Origin of the sequence: Leifsonia sp. ALI-44-B, assembly GCF_001984125.1 — a bacterium.
Lineage (GTDB): Bacteria > Actinomycetota > Actinomycetes > Actinomycetales > Microbacteriaceae > Okibacterium.
In genome coordinates this window covers 1263139-1280422 of sequence record NZ_MTQL01000006.1, presented here as the reverse complement: position 1 = coordinate 1280422, position 17284 = coordinate 1263139, and the positions used below count along the sequence as shown (strand labels likewise).

At 67.6% G+C, this 17284-nt stretch carries 17 protein-coding genes and 1 tRNA gene; 10 read left to right on the top strand and 8 right to left on the bottom strand.

Annotation, left to right across the window (positions count from 1 at the left end):
- Positions 1-989 (top strand): UDP-N-acetylmuramate dehydrogenase (locus ALI44B_RS06910; RefSeq protein ID WP_143459023.1); only part of this gene is annotated, 989 nt, incomplete at its 5' end.
- A gap of 3 nt (positions 990-992) precedes the next feature.
- Here the strand turns inward: ALI44B_RS06910 and ALI44B_RS06905 are convergent.
- Complete coding sequence (locus tag ALI44B_RS06905) at positions 993-2195, bottom strand: pyridoxal phosphate-dependent aminotransferase (protein ID WP_083709623.1); 1203 nt, start codon at positions 2193-2195, stop codon at positions 993-995.
- Positions 2196-2273: 78 nt separating this feature from the next.
- Between ALI44B_RS06905 and ALI44B_RS06900 the strand changes: the two genes are divergently transcribed.
- The 6 genes from ALI44B_RS06900 to rplA all read left to right on the top strand — a co-directional run bounded on the left by ALI44B_RS06900 (position 2274) and on the right by rplA (position 6332).
- A complete protein-coding gene (locus tag ALI44B_RS06900) occupies positions 2274-3086 on the top strand; it encodes an ABC transporter ATP-binding protein (RefSeq protein ID WP_077053865.1) in 813 nt (270 codons plus the stop codon).
- A 254-nt stretch (positions 3087-3340) separates the two neighbouring features.
- Positions 3341-3413: transfer RNA gene (locus ALI44B_RS06895), tRNA-Trp, on the top strand.
- 43 nt (positions 3414-3456) lie between these two features.
- A complete protein-coding gene (secE, locus tag ALI44B_RS06890; protein ID WP_077053864.1) occupies positions 3457-3732 on the top strand; it encodes a preprotein translocase subunit SecE in 276 nt (91 codons plus the stop codon).
- A 157-nt stretch (positions 3733-3889) separates the two neighbouring features.
- Positions 3890-4984 (top strand): transcription termination/antitermination protein NusG, encoded by a 1095-nt coding sequence (gene nusG / locus ALI44B_RS06885; protein ID WP_077053863.1) that lies wholly within the window; start codon positions 3890-3892, stop codon positions 4982-4984.
- 115 nt (positions 4985-5099) lie between these two features.
- Positions 5100-5531 carry a 50S ribosomal protein L11 gene (gene rplK / locus ALI44B_RS06880; RefSeq protein ID WP_077053862.1) on the top strand — a complete coding sequence of 144 codons (432 nt, stop codon included), beginning with the start codon at positions 5100-5102 and terminating at the stop codon, positions 5529-5531.
- Positions 5532-5639: 108 nt separating this feature from the next.
- Positions 5640-6332: a 50S ribosomal protein L1 gene (gene rplA, locus ALI44B_RS06875; RefSeq protein WP_077053861.1), complete on the top strand. Its 693-nt coding sequence runs from the start codon at positions 5640-5642 to the stop codon at positions 6330-6332.
- 156 nt (positions 6333-6488) lie between these two features.
- Here the strand turns inward: rplA and ALI44B_RS06870 are convergent, their stop codons facing one another.
- Entirely contained in the window at positions 6489-7823 is a 1335-nt protein-coding gene (locus ALI44B_RS06870) for an MFS transporter (RefSeq protein WP_238592116.1), read from the bottom strand.
- Positions 7824-7879: 56 nt separating this feature from the next.
- Between ALI44B_RS06870 and ALI44B_RS06865 the strand changes: the two genes are divergently transcribed.
- Entirely contained in the window at positions 7880-8842 is a 963-nt protein-coding gene (locus ALI44B_RS06865) for an ArsR/SmtB family transcription factor (protein WP_077053860.1), read from the top strand.
- An 86-nt stretch (positions 8843-8928) separates the two neighbouring features.
- Here the strand turns inward: ALI44B_RS06865 and ALI44B_RS06860 are convergent, their stop codons facing one another.
- Together ALI44B_RS06860 and ALI44B_RS06855 are read right to left on the bottom strand one after the other, a co-directional pair.
- Entirely contained in the window at positions 8929-9957 is a 1029-nt protein-coding gene (locus ALI44B_RS06860; RefSeq protein WP_077053859.1) for an NADP-dependent oxidoreductase, read from the bottom strand.
- A 156-nt stretch (positions 9958-10113) separates the two neighbouring features.
- Positions 10114-10704 carry a YqaJ viral recombinase family protein gene (locus ALI44B_RS06855; protein WP_077053858.1) on the bottom strand — a complete coding sequence of 197 codons (591 nt, stop codon included), beginning with the start codon at positions 10702-10704 and terminating at the stop codon, positions 10114-10116.
- A gap of 119 nt (positions 10705-10823) precedes the next feature.
- On the opposite strand from ALI44B_RS06855, the gene ALI44B_RS06850 reads away from it, so the two are divergent.
- Together ALI44B_RS06850 and ALI44B_RS06845 are read left to right on the top strand one after the other, a co-directional pair.
- Positions 10824-11675, top strand: coding sequence for an NAD-dependent epimerase/dehydratase family protein (locus ALI44B_RS06850; protein WP_077053857.1), 852 nt, complete (start codon positions 10824-10826; stop codon positions 11673-11675).
- Positions 11672-13147 carry a heparan-alpha-glucosaminide N-acetyltransferase domain-containing protein gene (locus tag ALI44B_RS06845; RefSeq protein WP_077053856.1) on the top strand — a complete coding sequence of 492 codons (1476 nt, stop codon included), beginning with the start codon at positions 11672-11674 and terminating at the stop codon, positions 13145-13147. Before ALI44B_RS06850 ends, ALI44B_RS06845 begins: the two co-directional genes overlap by 4 nt.
- A gap of 7 nt (positions 13148-13154) precedes the next feature.
- Here ALI44B_RS06845 and ALI44B_RS06840 read toward each other — a convergent pair whose 3' ends face one another.
- The 4 genes from ALI44B_RS06840 to ALI44B_RS06825 form a co-directional block, all read right to left on the bottom strand.
- A complete protein-coding gene (locus ALI44B_RS06840) occupies positions 13155-13682 on the bottom strand; it encodes a MarR family winged helix-turn-helix transcriptional regulator (RefSeq protein WP_077053855.1) in 528 nt (175 codons plus the stop codon).
- A 4-nt stretch (positions 13683-13686) separates the two neighbouring features.
- Positions 13687-15438 (bottom strand): MDR family MFS transporter, encoded by a 1752-nt coding sequence (locus tag ALI44B_RS06835; protein ID WP_496507419.1) that lies wholly within the window; start codon positions 15436-15438, stop codon positions 13687-13689.
- A 150-nt stretch (positions 15439-15588) separates the two neighbouring features.
- Entirely contained in the window at positions 15589-16005 is a 417-nt protein-coding gene (locus tag ALI44B_RS06830) for a hypothetical protein (RefSeq protein ID WP_077053854.1), read from the bottom strand.
- Between the two features lie 28 nt (positions 16006-16033).
- Positions 16034-17266: a sensor histidine kinase gene (locus tag ALI44B_RS06825; protein WP_077053853.1), complete on the bottom strand. Its 1233-nt coding sequence runs from the start codon at positions 17264-17266 to the stop codon at positions 16034-16036.
- Between the last annotated feature and the right edge of the window lie 18 nt (positions 17267-17284).

Genomic DNA, 17284 nt, shown 5'->3' with positions numbered 1-17284 from the left:
CCGTGACCCGCACGCGCGCCACGCCCATCATCGGCCTCGCCATCGTCGGCCTGGCCATCGGCTACCTCATCGAATACGCCTCCGCCGCCGGGGGGCGACCGCTCGTCATCCCGCCAGGCACCGAGGCGGGCGAATCGTGGGACGGCCTCGTGGCGCACGCCGTCGAACACGGCTGGGCCGGCATCGAAGCGCTGAGCGGCATCCCGGGATCGTGCGGTGCCGCGCCCATCCAGAACATCGGCGCCTACGGGCAAGAGCTCGAATCGGTGCTCGTGGCCGTCGACCTGCTCGACCGTCACACCCTCGAGGTCACGCGTGTGCCGGCCGACGAGCTCGGCCTCGGCTATCGCACGTCCACCCTCAAGCGCCACTCCGGTGACGAGCCCGAGCGCGACGCCGTGGTGCTCGGCATCGAGATCGACCTGCACGACAACGGCGGCCTCAGCGAGCCCATCGCCTACGCCCAGCTCGCCTTCTCGCTGGGCGTCGACCTCGGCGAACGCCTTGCCGTGTCCCAGGTGCGCAAGACCGTGCTCGCCCTGCGAGCCTCCAAGGGCATGGTGTGGGATGCCTCAGACCCCGACACCTGGAGCGCGGGCTCGTTCTTCACCAACCCCGTCGTCGCCGAGTCGTTCGCCCGCACGCTGCCCGAGCGGGCCCCGCGCTGGCCCGTCGATGCCGACGACGATGCGGTGACGGTCATCCCGCTCGACGAGTTCACGGGCGAGATCCAGCGCCCGGCACCGCGCGAGGCGCAGGTAAAGCTCAGCGCCGCGTGGTTGATCGAGAACGCCGGCGTGCACCGCGGTTTCCAGCTGCCCGGTTCGCACGCCGCCATCTCGAGCAAGCACACGCTGGCCCTCACCAACCGCGGCGGCGCGAGCGCGGACGAGATCGCCGAGCTGGCCCGCTACGTGCAGGCGCGCGTACAGTCCGAGTTCGGCGTCATCCTGCAGCCCGAACCCGTTCTGGTGGGCGTCGAGATCTAGCCCCTACCGCGCGAAGAGCTTCTGCAGGCGCTGGACGCCCTCGAGCAGCTGGTCGTCGCCCAGGGCGTAGCTGAAGCGCAGGTATCCGCTCGGGCCGAACGCCTCGCCCGGAACCGCGGCCACCTCGGCCTGTTCGAGCATCAGGTCGGCCAATTCGAGGGATGTCTGCGGCGTCACGCCGCCCCACTCGCGCCCGAGCATCTCGGTCACGTCGGGGTAGACGTAGAACGCGCCCGTGGGGGTCGGCGTGCGGAACCCCTCGATCTTGTTCAGCTCGGCGACGATCACGCGGCGGCGCGCATCGAATGCGTCGCGCATGGCCACGACCTCGTCCTGCGGGCCCGTCAGGGCGGCCACGGCGGCGCGCTGCGCGATGTTGTTCACGTTGCTCGACAGGTGCGACTGCAGGTTCGACGCGGCCTTGATGGCGTCGGCGGGGCCCACCATCCAGCCCACGCGCCAACCGGTCATGGCATAGGTCTTGGCCACGCCGTTGACGAGGATCGTCTGGTCGGCCAGGCCCGGAACGGCCTCGACGATCGACACGGCACGAACGCCGTCGTAGGTCAGGTTCTGGTAGATCTCGTCGCTGATCACCCAGATGCCGTGCTCGAGGGCCCATTCGCCGATGGCGCGGGTCTCTTCTTCGCTGTACACCGAGCCCGTGGGGTTGGACGGCGACACGAACAGCAACACCTTGGTGCGTTCGGTGCGCGCGGCCTCGAGTTGCTCGACCGTCACGCGGTACTCCTGCTCGGCACCCGCGAAAACCTCGACCGTCACGCCATCCGCCAGTGCGATGGCCTCGGGGTAGGTGGTCCAGTAGGGCGTTGGCACGATGACCTCGTCACCCGGGTTGAGCAGCACCTGGAACGCCTGGTAGACGGACTGCTTGCCGCCGTTCGTCACGATGACCTGGCTCGCGGATGCCTCGAGCCCCGAGTCGCGCGCCGTCTTCTGCGCAATCGCCTCACGCAGATCGGGCAGGCCGGCGGCCGGCGTGTAGCGGTGGTTCTTCGGATCGCGCACGGCCCGCTCGGCGGCTTCGACGATGAAGGCCGGAGTGGGGAAGTTGGGCTCGCCGGCGGCGTAGCTGATGACGGGGCGACCTTCGGCCTGCAGGGCCTTCGCCTTCGCGTCTACTTTGAGGGTCGCCGACTCGGCGATCGACGAAATTTTCTGGGACAGTCTGAGTTGTTCGGCCACGGCCACACTCTATCGGGGAGGCCCGTGCGGGCACCACGATATGTCGACCAGTGAAGTAGGTAAGGCTAGGCTTACCCCATGACTGCTGCCTCCGCGATCGACGCCGAAACGCTGGCCGGGCGCGACCTGACACTGGGTTATGACGGACGGGTCATCTCGCAAGCGTTGAGCGTCAGCATCCCGCCGCGATCGTTCACGGCCATCATCGGCCCGAATGCGTGCGGCAAATCGACCCTGTTGCGCGCGCTCTCGCGCCTGCTCAAGCCGACGGCGGGCGATGTGGTGCTCGACGGCAAGGCCATCACGCAGTACTCCTCGAAAGAGGTGGCTCGGCGCCTCGGCCTGCTGCCGCAGACGTCGATCGCGCCGGATGGCATCAGCGTCTCCGACCTCGTCTCGCGCGGCCGTTTTCCGCACCAGACCCTGTTGCGCCAATGGTCCCCGGATGACGAAGCCGCCGTCCAGCGCGCCATGACCGCCACCGACATCACGCATCTGGCGGGACGCAGCGTCGACGAACTGTCCGGCGGCCAGCGCCAGCGCGTGTGGCTCGCCATGGTGCTCGCGCAGCAGACGCCCGTACTGCTGCTCGACGAGCCCACCACCTACCTCGATATCGCGCACCAGCTCGATGTGCTCGACCTGTGCCGGTCGCTGCACGCCTCAGGCGAATACACGCTCGTCGCCGTGCTGCACGACCTCAACCTGGCCTTCCGATACGCCGACCACCTCATCGCCATGAAGGATGGCCGTGTGGTGGCCGAGGGGGCGCCCGCGGACATCGTCGATGCCGATCTCGTGCTCGACGTGTTCGGGCTGCACGCTCTCGTGATCCCCGACCCCGTGACGGGCGACCCCATGGTCGTGCCGCTCGAGCAGCGCGACCGCTGACGCTCGGCTCGACGCCTGGCTCGAGGCATGTGCCGACGCCTGGGCGACGGCGGGCCCGGCGACCCGCCGGGCGGCCCGGCCCCAGCTTTACTCACGGCCAGCCGTCCCCTACACTGGAGGGCGGCACTCGAATCCTGCCAAGCTTTTCTCTGCCCTTTTTCACAGGAGGTCGGTGGCTGGCCGTGGGGTTCAGATCGAGCGGATTCGCGCAGGGTTCGCTACGATTGCCAGGGAGTTCCCTCCGGGAGTTCCATAGGGCGGTGGCTCAATTGGTAGAGCAGCGGTCTCCAAAACCGCAGGTTGCAGGTTCAAGTCCTGTCCGCCCTGCGCGTCGACATGACAGTGTCGGCACACGAAAGGTGTAAACGAGATGGCTCGAAAAGTTATCGACGAACCCAGCGAGGAAATCGTCGCAACAGCGAAGCGGGAACGCGCCGAAAAGCGTGGACCCTTCGCGGGCATCATCTTGTTCATCAAGCAGGTGATCGGCGAGCTCAAGAAGGTCGTCACCCCGACTCGTAAAGAGCTGCTGAGCTACACCGGCGTCGTGCTGGTATTCGTCGTGATCATGATGGCTATCGTCTACGGGCTCGACCAGCTGTTCTCCTGGCTGGTCCTCCTGACCTTCGGCACCCCCGGGGTCTGACCGGCTGGAGCCGGGCGGATGATGGCATCCGGCCCCCGTTTCTGATCGGCTCGCCCCTCGACGAGGCGCGGTTCCAGAACACACAAGCAATGCACACCGAGACGGTGCGGTGGATGACCTCCACGCAAGTCCGGGAACAGTAAAGGGAAGAGATTCAGTGTCAGAGAGAAATCGCGACGACGTCGATTGGGCGACCGCTGCCGAGCAGTCGAGCGAAGTCGATGAGGTGCAGGAGGGCGAGACCCTCGCCGCCGCCGAAGACTCCGTCGACGCTGCCGAGCACGAAGCCATCCACGTCGAAAGCGATGAGGTAGACCTCGACGCCGTTCTCGACGCCATGGCCGAGGCCAACGACCCCGAAGCTGACGCCGTGGTCGACGACGCCCTCGACATCGACGACGCAGACGAGGCAGAAGCTGCCGCCGAGGCCGTCGAAGACGAAGAAGAAGACCCCATCACGCTCACGCCCGAGAGCCTCAGCGAAGAGCTGTTCTCCTCCGAGAGCGACAACGCCGAGTCCGCCGAAGACGCCCAGGCGCAGGTCGACGAGGTTGCCGCAGACAACGGTTTCGGTGCCGATGAAGACGACGACGCCGAAGACGGAGAAGAGGCCGAGGCCTCCGACGTCGAGGTCGACCCGTACGACGCGTTCCGCGCCGAGCTGCGTTCGCTGCCCGGCAAGTGGTTCGTCATCCACTCCTACGCGGGCTTCGAGCGCAAGGTGAAGGCCAACATCGAGCAGCGCAAGGGCTCGCTCGACGTCGCCGACTTCATCTACCAGGTCGAAGTTCCCATGGAAGACGTCGTCGAGATCAAGAACGGCCAGCGCAAGATGGTCACTCGTGTGCGCATCCCGGGCTACGTGCTCGTGCGCATGGACCTCAACGAAGACAGCTGGTCCGTGGTGCGCCACACGCCCGGTGTCACGGGCTTCGTGGGCAACGCTCACAACCCGACGCCGCTGCGTTTCGAGGAGTCCTTCAACATGTTGAAGAGCCTCGTCGAGGTCAAGGAGCAGGCACCCGCCAAGGGAGGCGCCCAGAAGGGTGGCCAGACCCAGGCCCGCGCCGCCGTTGCCGAGGTCGACTTCGAGATCGGCGAGACCATCACGATCAAGGAAGGTTCGTTCGCGGGCCTGCCCGGTTCGATCAGCGAGATCAAGCCCGAGAGCGGCAAGCTCACGGTCCTCGTATCACTGTTCGAGCGCGAGACCCCGGTCGAGCTCAGCTTCGATCAGGTCACCAAGCTGTAGCTTCGGCCGACGCCGCTCGCAGCATCCACAGATTTTTTAGACCACCGCGAACCAACCGGTTCGTGGGAGAGCGCCCCCTCGCGGGGAGCTCGAACCTCAGAAAGAAGGAAGAAACATGGCACCGAAGAAGAAGGTCACAGGTCTGATCAAGCTTCAGATCAAGGCCGGCGCCGCCAACCCGGCCCCGCCCATCGGCCCCGCCCTGGGTCAGCACGGCGTGAACATCATGGAGTTCTGCAAGGCTTACAACGCGGCGACCGAGGCCCAGCGCGGCAACGTCATCCCCGTCGAGATCACGGTCTACGAAGACCGCTCGTTCACGTTCATCCTGAAGACCCCGCCCGCCGCCGAGCTCATCAAGAAGGCTGCCGGCGTCGCCAAGGGTTCCGGCACGCCGCACACCGTCAAGGTTGCCAAGCTCACCAAGGACCAGGTTCGCGAAATCGCTGAGGCGAAGCTCGTCGACCTGAACGCCAACGACATCGACGCCGCCTCGAAGATCATCGCCGGCACCGCCCGTTCCATGGGCATCACCGTCGAAGGCTAAGCAGTCCACCCTTTTTTCAACATCGTGGCAGCGCTAGCCAGGCGCGACTGCACCAGGAACCCGCGGGTTCCGGCGTAGGCACACCACATTCTCGAATGGGAGAACAAAATGGCACAGAAGTCTAAGGCCTACCGGGCCGCAGCCGACAAGATCCAGGCTGACAAGTTCTACACGCCCACCGAAGCCGTCGAGCTCGCCAAAGAGACCGGCTCTTCGAAGTTCAACAGCACCGTCGAGGTCGCTCTGAAGCTCGGTGTCGACCCCCGCAAGGCAGACCAGATGGTTCGTGGAACCGTCATCCTGCCCCACGGCACGGGTAAGACCGCGCGCGTCATCGTCTTCGCGACCGGTCCGGCCGCCGAAGCCGCTCTCGCAGCCGGTGCCGACGAGGTCGGTGGCGACGAGCTCATCCAGAAGGTGTCCGAGGGTTACACGAACTTCGACTCCGCCGTCTCGACCCCCGAGCTCATGGGCAAGGTCGGTCGTCTCGGTAAGGTGCTTGGTCCCCGTGGCCTCATGCCGAACCCGAAGACCGGCACCGTGACGCCCGACGTCGCCAAGGCCGTCACCGAGATCAAGGGCGGAAAGATCGAGTTCCGCGTCGACAAGCACTCCAACGTGCACTTCGTCGTGGGCAAGGCCAGCTTCACGCCCGAGCAGCTCGACGAGAACATCAACGCCGCCCTCGAAGAGGTCGTCCGCTTGAAGCCGTCCTCCTCCAAGGGTCGCTACATCCAGAAGGGCACGGTGTCGACCACGTTCGGCCCCGGCATCCCCCTCGATGTGAACATCCTCGCCTAAGTCTTTACGACTCAGCGCGATACAGCATCACAAGAATGGCCCGCTTCGGCGGGCCATTCTTGCGTTAACGGAGGCGGCGGCGCAGACGAGCGTAGGCCCAGAGGACGGGCATCTCGGTCAGCTTGTTGCGGTTGCCACGAAGGTGCCCGCCACTTCTCAGGGGGTGCGGGAGGCGGCGCGCGACGCGATGAGGGTGATGCCCGAAGCGCAGGCGATGAAGAGGGCGGCGAGGCCCAACCATCCCCAGAGACCGTGCGTGATCGCGAGACCCGTCACGATGAGCGGGGCGACCATGGTGCCGAGGGAGTAGCCCATCGAGTAGACGCCCTGGTAGCTGCCCGCCAGGCGCTGGTCGGCGAGCTCGAACGACAGGCCCCACGAGCTGGCCGACGAGAGGATCTCGGCGAACGAGTGCAGCACCAAGGCCACGAGCAGGACCACGACGGTGGCGACCGCGGCCGTGAGTGATGCCGTGAAGTAGAGCACGCAGGCACCCGCCATGAGGATTCCGGCGACGAACGAGACGCGACCGGCATAACGCATGTCGTGCGTGCCGCGAGACAGGGGGATCTGGAACGCGATCACCAACGCGGTGTTGATGAACGTGAGCAGGGCGACGACGGCGGGCGGAGCATCCGTGTCGTGGATGATCCAGAGCGGCACCCCGATCTCGAAGACCGCGAACTGGATGGCGAAGATGCCCGAGAGGGTGGTGAAGACCAGATAGCACGGGTTGCGCCAGGGGGACAGGCCACTGAGGCGCTCGGCGGTTTCGCCCGCGGACGGGCGGTGCGCGTCGACCGTGGTGGGCAGCTTGGCGAGGAGGAGCGCGCTGGCGGCCGTGATGGCGCCGGCACCCAGCATGGTCCAGCGGTAGGCCTCGGGGGTGGAGATCAGCAGGGCGATGCCGCCCGCGCCCGAACCGACCGCGATGCCGATGTTGGTGACGGTGCGCAAGATGGCGCGGGCCGAGACGCGCTCAGTTCCCGTGAACGCGCGGGCGATGATGGCGCCGCGGATGGCGTGCTCGGCGCTCATCAGACCGTCGACGATGCACGCGATGACGAGGGTCGTGACGAAGGAGTCGGCCAGCGTGTAAGCCATGAGCGCGAGGCCCGAGCCTGCCGCCGCGATGATCGACAGGAGGCGGGCGCTCAGGCGGTCGGCGAGGAAGCCGCCGAGGAACGAGGTCGCGACGCCGACAGCACTCGCGGCCGTGAGGACGACGGCGACCTCGGCCGCGTTGAGTCCCACGATGAGGCTGAAATAGAGCACCGTGACGGTGAGGAAGACTCCGCGGCCGAGGGTGTGCACGAACGTGGAGGCGATGAGCACGCGCAGTACGGGGTTTTGCAGGGCGGCTGGCAGGCGCCGGCGTAGGCCGGAGAGGCCTCGGGAGGATTCGGGGCCCTCGGGCGTGGGGTCGGCGAGGGGTGCGGGATCGAGACGGGGGATGCTGCCGGTTTCGGCGGAAGGCGGAATGTTGCTCACGGATCAGTTCTCCCACGGGCGGGGTGGCGTCCGGCAGTGATGTAGCGTTGTGCTTCATGTTGCGTTACACCCTGGACGACGTCGAGCTCGCGGGGCTGCGCTTCGGCATCTCACCGCTGTGCGAACTCGGGCTGTCGTTGCGGGCCCTGACCGAGCCATCTCGCTACCCGCTGCAGCTGCCGTGGTTGCGGCACACGCAGGAGGCCAGGCGCGATGTCGACACCGAGGTGTTGAGCGCGCTGATCGACACGAGGCAGTGGACGCCTGACTTTCTGAACCCGCGGGCGGCCTCGCCGCTCACTCGCATTGAGGACGAGTTCGCCCGACTCGCCGCGATCGATCCTGCTGTGTTCCGGCGGCAGCTCGAGGCCGTCCATGGCACTGTTCCGCGCGTGTTCGCGGGTGACCCGCATCGAGCTATCGAGCGGATGCTGCGCGGCCTCGAACACTATTGGCAGAGCTGCTTTCAGCCGTACTGGGGGCGCATGCGCACCATCCTCGAGGCCGACATCGTGTTTCGGGGGCGGCAGATCGCGCAGAACGGTCTGGCCGCCATGCTCAACAACCTGGGCGATTCGATGAGCTATGCCGACGGTGTGCTGTCGATCGACGTCATGTCACCCGGCGATCGCACGCTGCCCACCGCGGGGCTCGGCATCACGCTCGTGCCCACCATGTTCACGCGCCGCGGGTCGTCGCCCGTGGAGGACGACGAGCCGCCCATGGTCATGTATCCGGCACGCGGTCAGGGCGCCATGTGGGAAGCCCAACCGACGGGCGATGCGGATGCCGTGACCAACGTGCTCGGGCGGGTGCGGGCCGCGCTGCTCGCCGCCCTGGCCGAGCCGGCATCGTCGACCGAACTCGGCCTGCGCTTCGGCGTGAGCACGTCGGCCGTGAACCAGCATCTGCGGGCGCTCCGGGCCGTAGGGCTCGTCACCTCGACGCGCTACGGGCACAGCGTGCTGTACCTACGCAGCGAGCTCGGAGACCGGTTGCTCAACACCGGGACGGCCTGAGGCGAGCGGCCGGAGTGAGCGCCGGCCCCGCGGCGTGGCAGCGCGACCGTGTGACTGCGCCAGCGCCCCGGTTGTCGCTCCGCCGCCTAGCTGTCGGCGACGTGCAGCACGATCTTGCCGCGCGTGTGCCCCGTCTCGAGGGCCGCGTGAGCTTCGGATGCCTGCGACAGGTCGAAGACCTGATCGACGAACACGCGCACATCGCCCGATTCGAGCAGCCGCGACACCGTGGAGAGGGTGTTGCCGTCGGGGGCGACCTTGTAGGTCGTGCCGCGCACACCGGCCTCGGCGACCTCGTCGAGGAACGTGGGCCAGCTGCCCGTCGGGGCGTTGACGATGAGTCCGCCGTGCCGCAAGACCTTCAAGGAACGGGAGCCGGTGTCGTCGTGCACGTTGCCGACGAGGTCGATGACGACATCCACCTCGGTGAGCACGTCTTCGAAACGTTGGGCCTCGTAGTCGATGAATTCGCTGGCACCGAGTTCGTGCAGCCATCCCTTGTTGCGAGCCGAACCCGTGGCGATGACTTGGGCGCCGAAGTATTTGGCAAACTGCACGGCGAAGTGGCCGACGCCGCCCGAGCCGGCGTGGATGAGGATGCGCTGGCCCTCGTGCGCCTTGGCGACCTCGACCACCATGCCCCAGGCCGTGAGGGCCGCAACAGGGATGCCGGCGGCCTCGACATGCGAGAGCGCCACAGGTTTGCGGGCCAGCGACAGGCTCGGAACCGAGACGTATTGCGCATAACTGCCCGGGTAGCGGGGGAACGACACCATGCCGTAGACCTCGGTTCCGGGGTGCAGCGGGTGCGCCTCGTAGGGGGCTCGCACGACGACGCCCGAGAAGTCCATGCCCAGCACGGCCGGGTAGGACCCGATGCCCGCCGCGACACCGCGGCCCGCCCGAGTCTTGACGTCGAGCGGATTGACGCCGGCGGCGACGACGCGCACGATGAACTCGGAGTTCACCTGACGGGGCGTGTCGACCTCGGCGAGGTGCAGCTGCTCGGGGCCCCCGACGGCGTCGATGACGGCGGCCGTCATGCGCTCGGGAACCTCTTCGATCGGTAGTGGTTCGGTGTGAGTCAGCCACGACTCATGCATTGCCTGGCGCATCGTACCCCCTCTGTCGTTGCGGATGGTCGAGGCACCGTTCGGGTCGTGTGCCGTGCTGGTGTCAGTCTCACGGGGCAATGATTCGCGCATGTTTCGGGGGCGTCACCGCACTGCTAAGACTGCATCGGAGACCACCGAGAGGTGTCCGCCAGGGTGTCAGGCGGGGCGTGTCGTGCGGCGGTGCAGCTCGTCGATGAGCGCATTCGCCATGGTGACGAGCGTGTTGATCTCGCGTTCGTCGCGGTCGACCCAGCGGCAGAGCGGCTCGTCGTCGAGGGGCACGAAATCGTTGTGCTGCTCCCACACCACGAGCGTGCGTTCGGCGCCCAACACGTATTGCTGCCACCACACCTGCCGCAGATAGTGACGCGGGATGCTGCGCCACGACTTGTTGGTCGTCTTGATCTCGCTGAGGATGACGCGCCCGTCTTCGGTGCTCGCGAGGCCGTCGGGCGTGGCCAGGTGGCGGCGCTCGTATTCGCTGTGGAAGAGCGCCGAGGACGGCTGGATGCCGTGCGTGGCGGCCACCCAGCGGGCGATCTCGGGTTCGCGCGCCTTGCCGTGGTCGGTGTAGCGGTTGCCGCCGAAGCCCGTGCCCATGAGCTTCGCCGTCGCGGCCGACTGGATGGATGCCGGAGTGCTGAGCTTGGCGACATCCGTTGCCGTGATTCCGCGCGAGCGTGCCCGCAGCCAGGCGATACGGTCGTCACCATCGACGACGATGCGGCCAGCGAGCAGGGGATTCACTTATCTATTGTCCCTCTCCCCGGGCGCGCAGGCGAACCGGCGGAGGCGTGTCGGGCGAGCTCGACCGAATGCGGCTCGACGGCTAGCCGAGGAGACATTCCCGGGTCAGAATAGATTCCATGCGTATTGCGGTGACCGGTGGGTCGGGAAAGTTGGGTCGCGCGGTCGTCGCGGCGCTCGTCGAGAGTGGCAACGAGGTCGTGAACCTCGATCAGGCGGGGGAGCGGGGGCCGCTGTTCACGCGCGTGGACCTGCGCGATTACGGCCAGGTGGTCGATGCGCTCGGGGGTATCAACGACAAGATCGGCGGGTTCGACGCCGTCGTGCATCTCGCGGCCATCCCGGCGCCCGGGCTGGCGAGCGACGTGGCCACGTTCCACAACAACATGCTGTCCACATACAACGTGTTCCACGGGGCGACCCGTGCAGGCATCCGCAATGTCGTGTATGCGTCGAGCGAGACCGTGTTGGGGTTGCCGTTCGACACCCCGCCGCCCTACATCCCCGTCGACGAGGAGTATGCGGCGCGGCCCGAGAGCACCTACTCGCTCGTGAAGCACCTCGAAGAGCAGATGGCCATCGAGTTGACGCGCTGGCACGACGACCTCAAGATCGTGGGCCTGCGGTTCTCGAACGTGATGGCGCCAGAGGACTATGCCGAGTTCCCCTCGTTCGACGCCGACGCCACCCTGCGCAAATGGAACCTCTGGGGCTACATCGACGCGCGCGACGGTGCGCAGGCGATCGAGAAGGCCTTGGCGTGGCAGACGACCGGGTTCGACCGGTTCATCATCGCGGCCGCCGACACCGTCATGAGCAGGCCCAACTCCGAGCTCGTCGCCGAGGTGTTCCCGGGCGTGCCGCTCGCGCGTGACCTCAGCGAGCTGGGCGACAACGAGACCCTGCTCTCGATCGACAAGGCCCGGCGCGTGCTGGGCTTCGAACCCGAGCACAGCTGGCGCAACGGATGACGCGGGCGGATGCCGCGTCGACCTCCACTGACGGAGCCGACGCGTCCACCCGCAGCGGTCACGACACGCCCCGCCGGGCGTTCGGTTTCGCGCGCCTCGCCGGCGGGCGGGTCGTCGGCCTCGATCTGGCGCGCTTCCTCGCGCTCATCGGCATGATGGCCGCTCACGTCTGGAACGAGCGGCTGCCCGAGGGGGGCCCCACGCTCGCGCTCACGCTCGTGCAGGGGCGCGCGGCGGCCCTCTTCGCCGTGCTGGCGGGCATCGGCGTCGTGCTGTCGATGCGGCGCTACCTGGGTGGGGTCGACGGGAGCGGGCGCGGCTCGGATGGTCGACCGGCGGCGCGCAATCGCTCGGCTGAAACCGCTTCGTCATCCGAGTCGTTCGAATCATCCAAGTCGCCCGGGTCCTTCGAGCTCTTCGGGGCACCCCGGGGGATGGCTCCCGCCATCCGTGCCCTGCTCGCCCGGGGCGCCGTGGTCATGGCGATCGGCCTGACGGTGGGCCTCGTCGACAGCGGTATCGCCATCATCCTCGTCTTCTACGGGGCATCGTTCTGGTTGACCATTCCGTTCCTGCGGTTGCGGGCCGGCGCGCTCGTCGGCGTGGCCGTGCTGTGGGCGGTCGTGTGGCCGGTGGTCTCGTTCGGCATCCGTACGGAGTGGCTGACGGATACCGGGTTCGCAAACCCGTCGTGGACGAATCTCGGCGACCCCCAGTTCGTGCCAGACCTCTTCGTCACGGGCGTCTATCCGGTCTTCACGTGGATCGTCTACCTGCTCGTGGGCATGGCCGTCGGTCGTCTCGTGCTGGTGGCCCGGGCCTCCGTAGAACAAGACGGCGGTCGGATGCTGCGGCGCCTCGCCCTGCGGCTCACCCTCGGTGGAGCGGCGGCCGCTTTCGCCGGGTGGGCGCTGTCTTCTCTGGCGCTCGGACCGCTCGGCGGCATCGACGCCATCGCGCTGACGCGGGGCTACACGACCGGCACGCAGGGCCGCGACCTGGTCGAAACGGACCTGCAGGGCTCGGGCTTCGGTCTCGTGCCGCTCGAGAGCCCGTGGTGGCTGGCGTCGTCGCTCGCGCATTCGGGCGCCACGCTCGACGTCGTGCTCACGGCGGGCACGGCCGTGGCGGTCATCGGACTGTGCCTGTTCGCCGGCTTCGCGGTGCGGGGTGTGGGCGCCGCGGTTCTCGCTCCGGTGGTGGCGGCCGGTGCAGCTCCACTCACCATCTATTGCACGCACGTTTTCGTCGAGGCGGCGACGGCCGCCGCGCTGCCGCCCGATGCGTGGATGATCGAGGACCTCATGTGGCTCGTGTCGAGCCCGCAGCTCTGGCTGCTGCACGTGGCCGGGGCGCTGCTCATCGGCCTCGTGCTGGCGTTGCTCGGGCGCCGGGGTCCGCTGGAGACGGCCGTCACGACGCTGTCTCGCGCGGCGGCCGCCGGGCTTCCCCGCAAGCGACCGGGGCGCTAGTCGGGCGTCAGCAGGCTCCCGACGGCGAACTCTGCTCGTGTTCCCGCTCGCGCGTGGCCGCCGAGGCGCCCGTCGGCACGGTCTCGTTGAGCATGTGCAGCAGGGTGGCGAGCCGTTCGACGTCGCCCAGATCCCAGCCGCGCAGGCGGTCGTAGAGCATCTCTTGATCGTCGAGTCGCACGGCATCCATGCGTTCGACGGCGATGGCCGTCGGTACGACGTAGCTCGAGCGACCGTCGAGCGGGTCGGGCTCACGCGTGATGAGCCCGACCTGTTCGAGGTATTTGACCGTGCGGCTGATGATGCTCTTATCGGTCATGAGCATCTCGGACAGGGCGCCAGACTGCAGGCGCCCTGCCCGGACCACGGTGGAGAGAACCTTGTACCCGACCGGCTGCAGGCCGGGGTAGACCCGCTCGGCACGGTCCCGCATCGACGCCTTCACCCGGTTGATGAGCAGTCCGAACTGCTCCTCCACGCGGGCGATGGACTGGTCGACAGCGGGGTCGTGCGGGGCGTCGAGTGCGTGGCTCATGGTGCTATTTGCCCGAACGACGGGCGCTGTCTTCGGTGCCGTGCTCGCCGGAGGCGGGGGCGGAGGCAGAGGCATCCCGCTTCTCGCCGTCGCGGACCACGCCGATCGAACCGGTGGGTGTGCCGTCGATCGAGGCGATGGCCGTGTCGAACACGCGCTCCTCGGACTCCTGCAGGCGGGTCTCTTCGCGACGCTCGAGGGCCGTCTTGGTGCCGAGGCTGAGGTTCGGCAGGAAGACGATCGCGAGGATCGTGACGAGGGCGAGCGGGGCGGCCAGCAGGAAGACGTGCGCGACGCCTTCGCCGTAGGCCGACTCGATGATGGGCCGCACCGAATCGGGCAGCGTCGACACCTTGGGAATGGTTCCGGATGCGAGCGCCTCGCCGATCTTGGCACCCTCGGCGCCGAGCTTCGCCAGGGCGGCCTGCAGCTGGGCCGTGCTGGCGGACAGCGAGTCGGAGACGCGCGTGGCCAGGATGGCACCCATGACCGAGACGCCGACCGTGCCGCCGAGGCTGCGGAAGAAGGCGACACCGGCGCTCGAGGCACCGAGTTCGCTCGGCTGAACGGCGTTCTGCACGACGAGCACCAGGTTCTGCATGACGGCACCGACACCGGCGCCGAGGATCAGCATGTAGACCGAGACGAGCACGTAGTTGGTGTCGTAGTGGATGGTGCCCATGAGGCCCAGGCCGATGGCGAGAGCGATCGAGCCGCCGATCATGTACGGCTTCCACACGCCCGTGCGGCTGATGATGTTGCCGATGATGGTCGACGAGAGCAGCAGGCCGGCGATCATGGGCAGCGTGAGCAGACCCGACTCGGTGGGCGAGGCGCCACGGGCGAGCTGCATGTACTGCGCGAGGTAGACCGACGTGCCGAACATGGCCACACCGACCGAGATCGAGGCGATGACGGCGAGCGTGAAGGTGCGGTTCTTGAAGAGGCTCATCGGCAGGATGGGCTCCTTGGCGCGCAGCTCGACGATAACAGCGAGCACGAGGGCCACGACGGCGCCTCCCACCATCCACGCGGTCGTGGTGCTCCACCAGTCGAACTGGTTTCCGGCCATGGAGACCCAGATCAGCAGCAACGAGACACCGCCGGCGATGAGGATGGCACCGAGGTAGTCGATCGAGACGACGCGCTTGACGACCTTGGGCAGGTGCAGCGTCTTCTGCAACAGGATGATGGCTACGATCGCGACGGGCAGGGCCACGAAGAAGTTCCAGCGCCATCCGAAGCCATCCGTGAGCAGGCCGCCGATGAGCGGGCCCCCGACGGTGCCGACCGCCATGACGCCGCCGAAGAGGCCCATGTAGCGACCGCGCTCACGCGGGCTGATGATGTCGGCCATGATGATCTGGCTGAGTGCCGTGAGGCCACCGGCGCCGAGACCCTGCAGCACACGGAAGATGATGAGCGTGTTGGTGTCTTGCGAGAAGCCGGCGAGGGCCGAACCGATCACGAAGATGACGAGCGAGAGCTGGATGAGCAGCTTGCGGTTGAAGAGGTCGGCGAGCTTGCCCCAGATGGGCGTCGAGACCGTGGTCGCGAGCAGGGTGCCGGTGACGACCCAGGTGTAGGCGGTCTGGTCGCCGTTGAGGTCGGAGACGATGCGGGGAAGCGAGGTCGAGACGACGGTGCCGGCGAGGATGGCGACGAACATGCCGAGCAGGAGGCCCGAGAGGGCTTCGAGCACCTGGCGGTGCGTCATCTTCGGGGCGGGCGGCGCCTCGGTTGATGCGGTGGTCATGAGTGGATGCTCCAGAGGAAACGTGTGTGGTTGCTGGCCCGACGCTGCGCCATATCGTTGATAAAGGTCAACTATAACCATCTAGTGGACTTTGGTCAACTATCTATAAGCAGGGGAGTGCTCGCGGTATTCCTGCGCCCGAAAAGCCGATCAGGCGAGGATGTTGCGGGCGATCCAGTCGGCCGCATCGCGCGTCGCGAGTTCGCCCGAGAGGAGTGCCTCGGCGAAGGAGATGGCCGCCTCGCTCAGGCGACCGTCGGCCGTGTCGGGGCCGTCGCGCAGGATGTGGAGTGTGGCCCAACGCGTGGCGCGCGCACCGATGCGCGCGACGGTCGCGGCCGTGCCGGTGAAGTGGCGGATCTGGCCGCGTGTGCCGTCGTCGAATTCGGGCTTCACGCCCGTGCCGGAGATGGTGTTGCGACCGCCGCGGCCCGCGTCGAGGAACCAGAGCGGGCCGCGCCGCACGCCGGCTCCCCGGCGGCCGAGTTCGGCGAGGAAACGTCGCGCATCGGGCTCGGCGGCGCCGAGGGTTCTGGCGAGGTCGACGAATTTGGCTGCGGCATCCACATCGCCACCGTATTACACGCGAATGGGATCAGACCGAGTCGGGCCGGGAGGCTTCGGGGGTGACGGCGTCGGTCGGGCGGGAGGCGATGCCCGGCCGCGGCAGCACGACCCAGACGCTCGCGCCACCCAGGGCCGATTCGCCGATGCCGATCGAGCCCCCGTGTGCCTCGACGATGCGCTGGCAGGTCGAGAGGCCGATGCCGAGGCCGGGCACATCGTCTGAGGATCCCCGGTCCATGAGGTCGAAGACGCGTTCGCGGTCCTCGGGCGCGACACCCGGGCCGTTGTCGTCGACCGACAGGCGCCAGCCGCCCACGAGCGTCTCGGCGACGATCACGATGTATGGCTCGACGCCCGCGGCGCTCGTGAACTTGATGGCGTTGGCCACGAGGTTCTGCACGAGGGCACGCAGGAGCGTCGCGTCGCCCGTGAGTCGGATTGCCGCATCCACCTCGATGCGCGCACCCGACGCGGCAATGGCCGTGGACAGGTCGTCGACCACGGCGCGCACGATGTGCTGCACATCGACGTCGTCCTGGCGGGGGCGTGCGCCACCCGCGCGGGCGTAGTCGAGCAGGTCGCCGATCATCGTGCCCATGCGCGTGGCCGCGGATTCGGCGCGCGCCAGGGACTCGGTGGCCTGCGGGGCATCCGCCATCTCGGGGCTGTCGGCGGCCAGCTCGATGAAGCCCGAGACGGCCATGAGCGGGTTCTTCAGATCATGGCTCACCTGGGCGGCGAAACGCTCGAGTTGCTCATTGGACCGGTTCAGCTCGGTGGCGATGCGGCGCAGCTCGAGCACGTCGATCACCTGGTGCGCGATGAGGTTGAGCGAATCGCGGCGCTCGGGCGTGAGATCACCCGTCTGCTCGTCGAAGATGCAGATGGTGCCGATGGACACACCCTGCGGCGTGATGAGCGGGCTCGATGCGTAGAAACGCACGTTGCCGATCACGCCCGTGACGAACGGGTTGGCCGCGAAACGGTCGTCGTCGCGCGCGTCGGGCACCACGACGAGACCCGGGTTCTGCAGCACGGCCGCGCACATCGAGTCTTCGCGCGAACAGGTCGAGGCCTGCATGCCGATGGCCGCGATCTGGTGCTGAGAGCGATCGTCGATGATATTGATGACGGCCGTCGGAACGCCGCAGACCGTGGCGGCGAGCTGCACGAGGCCCAGCAGATCGGGCTCGGGCGGCTGGTCGAGGATCTGATACTCCGCGATGGCCTCGCGGCGCGTCACGTCTTGAGCAACCGTCATGTCGAACTCCGCCTCCGC

What these genes read in the sequence shown, in the direction of transcription:
- ALI44B_RS06900 (WP_077053865.1), top strand. Translation starts at nt 2,274, where the DNA reads ATGACTGCTGCCTCCGCGATCGACGCCGAAACGCTGGCCGGGCGCGAC.
- rplA (WP_077053861.1), top strand. Translation starts at nt 5,640, where the DNA reads ATGGCACAGAAGTCTAAGGCCTACCGGGCCGCAGCCGACAAGATCCAG.
- ALI44B_RS06825 (WP_077053853.1), bottom strand. Translation starts at nt 17,266, where the DNA reads ATGACGGTTGCTCAAGACGTGACGCGCCGCGAGGCCATCGCGGAGTAT.
- ALI44B_RS06860 (WP_077053859.1), bottom strand. Translation starts at nt 9,957, where the DNA reads ATGCGCCAGGCAATGCATGAGTCGTGGCTGACTCACACCGAACCACTA.
- ALI44B_RS06865 (WP_077053860.1), top strand. Translation starts at nt 7,880, where the DNA reads ATGTTGCGTTACACCCTGGACGACGTCGAGCTCGCGGGGCTGCGCTTC.
- secE (WP_077053864.1), top strand. Translation starts at nt 3,457, where the DNA reads ATGGCTCGAAAAGTTATCGACGAACCCAGCGAGGAAATCGTCGCAACA.
- rplK (WP_077053862.1), top strand. Translation starts at nt 5,100, where the DNA reads ATGGCACCGAAGAAGAAGGTCACAGGTCTGATCAAGCTTCAGATCAAG.
- ALI44B_RS06840 (WP_077053855.1), bottom strand. Translation starts at nt 13,682, where the DNA reads ATGAGCCACGCACTCGACGCCCCGCACGACCCCGCTGTCGACCAGTCC.
- ALI44B_RS06835 (WP_496507419.1), bottom strand. Translation starts at nt 15,438, where the DNA reads ATGACCACCGCATCAACCGAGGCGCCGCCCGCCCCGAAGATGACGCAC.
- ALI44B_RS06845 (WP_077053856.1), top strand. Translation starts at nt 11,672, where the DNA reads ATGACGCGGGCGGATGCCGCGTCGACCTCCACTGACGGAGCCGACGCG.
- ALI44B_RS06850 (WP_077053857.1), top strand. Translation starts at nt 10,824, where the DNA reads ATGCGTATTGCGGTGACCGGTGGGTCGGGAAAGTTGGGTCGCGCGGTC.